5 protein-coding genes are annotated in these 7529 nt (G+C 47.3%); all 5 read left to right on the forward strand.

Features of this window, described 5'->3' with window-relative positions:
- The first annotated feature begins 214 nt into the window (after positions 1–214).
- Positions 215–826 (forward strand): RNA polymerase sigma factor, encoded by a 612-nt coding sequence (locus ACX0G9_RS28395; RefSeq protein WP_459068368.1) that lies wholly within the window; start codon positions 215–217, stop codon positions 824–826.
- Positions 827–914: 88 nt separating this feature from the next.
- Positions 915–2135: a FecR family protein gene (locus tag ACX0G9_RS28400; protein WP_459068369.1), complete on the forward strand. Its 1221-nt coding sequence runs from the start codon at positions 915–917 to the stop codon at positions 2133–2135.
- 172 nt (positions 2136–2307) lie between these two features.
- The gene (locus ACX0G9_RS28405; RefSeq protein WP_459068370.1) at positions 2308–5562 is read left to right on the forward strand and encodes a TonB-dependent receptor; all 3255 of its coding nucleotides are present in this window, start codon (positions 2308–2310) and stop codon (positions 5560–5562) included.
- A gap of 12 nt (positions 5563–5574) precedes the next feature.
- Positions 5575–7137 carry a RagB/SusD family nutrient uptake outer membrane protein gene (locus tag ACX0G9_RS28410; protein ID WP_459068371.1) on the forward strand — a complete coding sequence of 521 codons (1563 nt, stop codon included), beginning with the start codon at positions 5575–5577 and terminating at the stop codon, positions 7135–7137.
- A 42-nt stretch (positions 7138–7179) separates the two neighbouring features.
- The coding region (locus tag ACX0G9_RS28415) for an alpha-L-fucosidase (protein ID WP_459068372.1) at positions 7180–7529 on the forward strand (350 nt) is incomplete at its 3' end.

Raw genomic sequence — 7529 nt, forward strand, 5'->3', positions numbered from 1 at the left:
AAAAATACGATGCGGGTTGCATTATTCTTACCATGTTATATAGACCAGTTGGTGATAAAAACGATCAAGGCGATCGCAACTGTTGAAGATCACAAAGGAGCAGGGACCAGACATCCGGGCGCTGTCCTTCGTTAGTGGGGATTTGGGATGTTCCGTGCTGTAATTAGGTGGAAATGTGTATTTTGCAGTATCGTAAAAACTATCTACTGGCTGCTTGAAGGATTATTCAGACTATAGTGAGCATGAGCTGTTGCTATTACTCGCCGATGGTGATAGACTAGCGTTCCGGCAATTATTTGATTGCCATTGGGGGCTTGTCTATGGTGTTGGCCTAAGGCTTACAAAATCTCCCGAACTGTCCAAGGACCTGGTGCAGGATATATTCTTAAAATTGTGGGATAACCGGATAAAATTGTCGGGTATAAATAATTTTAAGGGGTATTTGTATAAAATGGCAAGTAACCTGGCTCATGACCAATTGAGATCCGCAGTCTTTCGGGAATCGAATAAGGATTTCCTGGCTAATTATTTTTCCTATAACGAATCTTCTCCCCATGAGATGCTTGAGAAAAAGGAATTGGGGGAGGTGGTAAATGCGGCTATCAACAGCTTGCCGCCAAAATTATTGCAAGTCTTTTCTCTAAACCGTTTTGAGGGTTTGAGCCATGACGAAATTGCAAGAAGACTGGATATTTCCCCTCTTTCATCCAAAACATATATGGTCCGCGCACTGATGTCCCTCAGAACCCAGCTTTCCAAAAATGCAGATAAGCTAATGATTATCACTATCTTATTATTTAGCGTAATTAGATTCAATTTATTTTAGGGCTGGATGTTCTCTTTTTTACAGTTCATCCGTCTTCATTCTTGAATCTGGTACAAGTATTACGTTACGGAAAACTATAAAAATCATTATGTCCAGCATATCCAAAAAGGAGATTAAGGATCTTTTCGTAAAATATGTAGACGATGCTATGACCGCGGGCGAGCTTTCCCGGTTGAACGATATAATAGTCGGCGGCGGCTATGCTCCAAATGATTTAAACGAAGTATTGGAAGAGGTCTTTTCCGATCCGGCATTTGTAACTCAATCCGGGAATAGCGATAAAAAAGAGGTTTTTGCCTCCATTCTTTCAAAAATTGAAGAGAAGGAAGCCTACAAAAATTCGCGGAATGTGATTCCCCTTCCTGCCAGGCGATGGATAGCTGTGGCCGCCGCCATCATTGTCATTTTATCTGTGGGTGGCATTTATAGCATTCTGCAGAAAAGAAATACGATTAATCAGGTAGCAGGAAAAGAAGAAGTCAAATTTGATGCCCCTCCGGGGAGAAATGTCGCTGTCCTCACACTTGGAAACGGTAAGCAGATAGAACTTGACAGCGCACGAAACGGCACGCTGGAGAAGCAAGGTAATACCCGGCTTTTGAAGCAGGGTGGAGCATTAAGTTATAATTCAGCGGGGGAAGCCGGGATCACCGGGACCGAGGCATCCCATAGTACGTATAATATGTTGACTACGCCAAGAGGGGGACAGTTCCAGTTGACGCTTGCCGACGGTACTAAAGTGTGGCTCAATGCGGCTTCTTCTATAAGATACCCAGTAAATTTTGACAATAGAGTACGAAAGGTCGAAGTGCGGGGCGAAGTCTATATGGAAGTGGCTAAGAACCCGAACAAGCCTTTTTTGGTCGATGCGGGGGATGGAATGGAAATAAGGGTATTGGGTACAAATTTCAATTTGAATTCGTATAAGGAGGAGAAATTCAGACGTACGACATTATTGGAGGGATCGGTTGAGATCATCACGGATAAAGGCAATAAACTATTAAAGCCCGGGGAGCAGGCGCAGGCCGATAAAGAGGGAAGTATACATGTGGAACAAGTCAACACAGCGGCAGTGGTGGCCTGGAAGAACGGGCTCTTTAATTTCAACAAGTCGGATATCAGGTCGATGATGAACCAGCTGGCCCGCTGGTACGATATAGACGTTCAGTATGAAGGGGCCATGCCGGAATACTTATACGGAGGCGAAATGGAACGTGATCTGAATCTCTCACAGGTAGTGAAAATTCTTGAAACAACCGGAATTCATGTTAAAACTAAAAATAAAACCCTTGTATTGATGGCCAAATAAAACCAGAATAATTAAAAGTAAAAACCGCTTCGGTTGCACCCGAAACGGTTTGAAATGTAGGTTACAAAAAACTGATTGCTTAATGTAAACAAAACTTGCCAAAGTTATGCAAAATCCCATTATTTGCCAATGGAATTTTAACGATTGCTCATTCGCCAAACTGCTCCGGATTATGAGATTTTTTGTTATTATCCAACTTGCTTTTTGCCTCCAGTTGTCAGCGCATGGTTATTCCCAAAAAGTAACACTGCGCTTGCGAAATGTCCCCCTTGAAACAGTGCTTTCGGAAATCAAGCAGCAGACGGGGTACGTATTTTTTTATAGTTTCGATGTCATCAATGAATCAGGTCTCCTGAGCGTCCATGTAAAAAATGCTGACCCGGAAGCCGCTATCCGGCTCGTATTAAAAGACCTGCCCATCGATTTTGTCATTGAGAAAAGAACGGTTGTATTGACCCGGCGAACACCGCCTGCCATCAACACAACGCAAGCTCCTCCCATACCCATCAAAATAACGGGAACGGTCCTCAATGGAGAAAACAGGCAACCCTTGCAGGGCGCCACAGTGACCATTAAAGGGACAGGCACTGTTATGACGACGAATGAATCGGGTTTCTTCGAAATCAGCGCAGAGCCCAATCAGACCGTTGTCATAAGCTATGTGGGCTATTTGGATTACGAATTCAAGGCGGCCGCAGATAAAAGCCCCTTTAGTATCGAGTTGAAGGTGAAGCCTTCTTCCTTAAACGATATGGTGGTCATCGGGTATGGTGCTGCGCGTAAAAGGGATATCACCGGGTCCGTTGCCAGCGTGAAAGGAGATGATCTTAAAAATGTAACCGCTGCGGATGCGTCTGCCTTATTACAGGGCAAAGCAGCAGGCGTTGTGGTCCAGAACAGTGCAGGAGCGCCCGGCCAGGCTCCGGCTGTCGTAATAAGAGGGTCCGGAACTTTTGGGAATGACCAGCCTCTTTACGTGATCGATGGAATGATCGCATCTTCCATGGCATCCATCAATCCCGGCGATATCGTATCCATCGATGTATTGAAAGATGCCTCTGCGGCCGCTATTTATGGCAGCCGAGCGGCAAATGGGGTCGTGCTGATTACTACCAAAGGCGGTACCAGCGGCGATATAAGGATCAATTTCAGCGCGAAATATGGTTCACAAAGTCCTACGCACAAACTTAAATTCTTAAATGCCCGCCAATATGCCGATTGGAATAACCAGGCGCATGATAATGACGGAACGCCCCGCGGCCCTTTGAACGATGCCCAGTTCAATCCCAAGATCAATACTGACTGGCAGTCTTTATCCCTGGGTACCGCACCGTTGACCGATTATAACCTGAGTGTTTCAGGAGGAGGGCAATATTCCAAATTTTTTCTCTCAGGGGAATATTTCAATCAAAAAGGCATCGTGGTGGATTCCCGGTATAAACGCTATGCGCTAAGGGCAAACTCTTCCTTTACAAAAGGAAAATTCAGGCTTACCGAAGCCCTGGCCGTATCCCGTGCTGTCAATAATCCCAATACTTATTTTGGCAGGGAAAGAGCGGAGCTCCCTATCATGCCCGTGTATGACAGTACCAAACTGGGCGGTTTTGCCGGTCTCGAACCTGCGGCGGCAGGTGTCAACAGGATCATCAACTGGTATGGCCGGGCGCTGCTGGATGACAACCTTTTCACGACGGACCAGGCATTCGGCAATGTAGGCCTGGAATTCGAGATCATTAAAGGGTTGAAATATAAAATGAACCTGGGCATCGACTATTCCGTGTATCACGCCTATGACTATTCACCTGCCTTCTTTATGAGCACCTCGCAGGAAGCCAGCCAGGATCAATCCATTTTGAATGAAAGCTTTACCCGGAGTCTCACTACGCTGGTGGAGCATACTTTGAGCTATAGCAAATCCTTCGGCGATCATCGTATCGAATTGCTGGCAGGCTATACGTCTCAAAAAGACAATGCCCGGAGTGTAGGTGCAACGGCCGATACCTATGCTTCAACTTTGTTAAGGGTGGTGGATGCCGCATCCAACAGACTTGCCAATGGTAACTTGCAGGAAGCTTCACTTCAGTCCATTTTAGGAAGGGTGAGCTATAACTACCGGTCAAAATACCTGGTAACGGCCACCTTAAGAAGGGATGGGTCTTCGAAATTCCTTTACCCCACCAATACTTATGGTAATTACCCGTCTTTCTCCCTGGGCTGGAGGCCAAGTGAAGAAAGTTTCTTTCCGCAGAACGGGTTCGTCAACGATGTAAAGATCAGGGGAAGTTACGGTACGCTGGGCTCACAGAATATCGCCAACTACATTACCACTTCTACGTTGAACATCAATACCGGCTATTATTTTGCCGGCGGCGTACAGAACGGGGTTGGGCTAACTAATTTTTCCAACCCGGATATAAAATGGGAATCGTCACGTACGACGGATTTCGGTACGGACATTGGCCTGTTGAAGAATAAGATCCTTATTACCGCCGATTATTTCGACCGGCGTTCCTATGATATCCTTGCCAGCATACCCATCCCTATCTATGGGGGCGCCGGGGGAAGCCTTACGAAAAATGCAGCTTCGGTATCGAATAAAGGCTTCGAGCTGTCCGTCACCTACAATCATCAGCCTGTATCGGCCGGTGGGTTTAAGTATACCATCACGGGCATATTCACGACTATTAAAAATAGGGTAACGAGCCTGGGAGATGGTGTCAGCCCGATCATTGGTGGCTATTACACGCAGGAAAGCCAGCCGGCGACCAGGACGGATGTGGGCCAGCCGATCGGAAGCTTTTGGGGATACCAGGAACTGGGGGTCTATCAGACCCCTGACGAGGTGCAGAAAGACGGCCGCACCGACGCAAGACCGGGGGATTTTAAGTTCAGTAAGACACAGACCTGGTTAGGCAGCCCTTTTCCCAAATTCGATTATGGTATAACTTTCAGCGCCAGTTACAGGAATTTCGATGTCAACATGTTTTGGCAGGGTGTTTCCGGGAATAAACTTTGGAATGCCAAAAGGGCCTGGCAATATACTTTTGACTATGGCAGCGGAAAAGTTACAGACGTACTGAACGCATGGACACTTCAGCATACCAACACGGGTCTGGCAAGAGCTTCCTTCATCGACCCGGCCAATAATAAAAGGCCATCTTCCTACTATGTCGAGGACGGCTCCTACCTGAGGTTGAAAAACCTCAGCATCGGTTACAATCTGCCGGCGTCAATAGCAAACAGCCTAAAAATCAGTGCTGCACGCTTTTATATCAGCGGCCAGAACCTGCTGACCCTGACTAAGTATCGGGGATATGATCCCGAGGTGGGACGCAACAGCCTCACTGACTTATTCAGCGTCGGCGTTGATATTCAGGCCTACCCACAGGCCAGGCTTATTAGTGCAGGTATCGATTTAACATTCTAAAACGATTGCTTTATGAAAAAAATATTTTCAAGATATGGGTTTGGGGGATTTTTACTTTTCTCAACATGCCTGATCGCCTTTCTCCTTCTTTTGTCAAAATGTAGTAGTAAAAATCTGGATATTACCAATCCCAATGCGCTGCCCGTAACGGCATTCTGGAAAACGGCCGATGATGGGGAAAAAGGATTGGTGGCCTGCTATGGGCCCTTGACCAGCATACAGGGTTGGGGCAGGATGCTGGGCGCTATTCTGACCATCCAGCGAGGAGATGATGTGAACCCTTTCCCAAGCACGGGTGTGCAGGACGTAGGCTCTTTCCTGGCTGCTGCAAACGATGGAAGGGTTTCCGAAGGATGGGGGGAATTGAACGCTATCGTTGCCCGAACGAATGCCCTTATTTTCTATGTGCCTAATATTACAATGGATAACGCCGAAAAAACGCGCATATTGGGGGAGGCTTATTTTATGCGGGCCCTGGCTCATTTTTATTTGCTGAATATGTGGGGGCACATTCCGCTTATTACCAAACCCATCGAAACGGTGAATGATCTCTTTATCGATCAGGCCTCCCAACAGGATGTATGGGCCTCCATCATAGCTGATTGCAAAGACGCCCAAAGCCGGTTACCCGAAACTGTGGCTTCAAAGGACATCGGCCGTGCTACCTGGGGGGCGGCGACGGCCTTGCTGGGGAAAGCCTATCTTTTTACCCAGGATTGGACGGATGCCGCTACGGAATTTAAAATGATAATCGATAAGCCCACCTTGTACCAATTGGTGCCCAATTACCAGGATAACTTTTTAGAGTCCGGCAATAATAACACTGAGTCAATATGGGAGCTGCAGTACCAGAGTACCCCTACCGGTAACTGGGGCACCAGCGGGACGGCCAACCCGCTCAGGGGACAGGCCTGGGAAGCGGATATCGCGCCGGTAGGCTTCACCAGCCAGGGGACGACCACAGTGAATCAATGGGTATTCAATCTGTTCATGGAGCAAAAGACCATCGATAACAAGATCGATCCCAGGGCTTATGCAACCCTGCTGTGGAACTATCCGGGCGCTAAGGTTTACCAGCAAGACTTTCAGACGGCCATGAACGGAGATAACCTCAATAAGATATGGATACGTAAATACCTTAACTACGACAGAACGAGTTCCCTTACGCCCGGAAGCTGGGGCTATGCCAATAACAACCGCAGGATGATCAGGCTGGCCGATGTATTGCTGATGTATGCGGAAGCCGAAAATGAGGCCGCAGGACCCGATGCAGACGCCTATGCTTCAATTAACAGGGTAAGGGCCAGGGCCAATGTCCCCGACATTACGCCGGGCCTGAGTAAAGATGATTTTCGGGCTGCCGTAAGAAGAGAACGTGTGCTGGAATTATCGGTCGAAGGTGACCGCGTTTTCGATCTGCTAAGGTGGGGTACCATCGATGTTGTATTCACCAATCATCCGGAATATCGTTCCAACAGCGGCGGTATATTCGTCAAAGGGAAACACGAGTATTTACCCATACCCCAAAATGATATCAGTGCCAACCCGAAAATTAAACAGAATAACGGGTATTGATCTTAAGATAGCTATCGGTAAATGAATAATAAATGCTTCAATATGAAAAAACTCCCGGTTATCGTTTTTCATTTCCTTTTTTTCTTTGCGCTACCTGGCATCGCTCCACTGGCCCATGCCCAGACGAAGCCTTCCATCGGCACCGAAACGCCTGCACAAAAGACCCGGCGCATGCAGTGGTGGACGGATGCACGATTCGGTATGTTCATTCACTGGGGACTATACGCGCTTCCCGCCAGGCATGAATGGGTGAAGAGCAACGAACATTTGACAAACGAGCAGTATCAGAAGTATTTTGACCAGTTTAACCCCGATCATTTTGATCCGGCTAAATGGGCCGGAGAGGCAAAAGCTGCAGGGATGAAATACGGGGTGCTTACTACAAAGCATCA

The organism is Flavitalea flava (assembly GCF_054461575.1).

Coding starts and splice junctions, on each gene's coding strand:
- ACX0G9_RS28410 (WP_459068371.1), top strand. CDS start 5,575: ATGAAAAAAATATTTTCAAGATATGGGTTTGGGGGATTTTTACTTTTC.
- ACX0G9_RS28405 (WP_459068370.1), top strand. CDS start 2,308: ATGAGATTTTTTGTTATTATCCAACTTGCTTTTTGCCTCCAGTTGTCA.
- ACX0G9_RS28400 (WP_459068369.1), top strand. CDS start 915: ATGTCCAGCATATCCAAAAAGGAGATTAAGGATCTTTTCGTAAAATAT.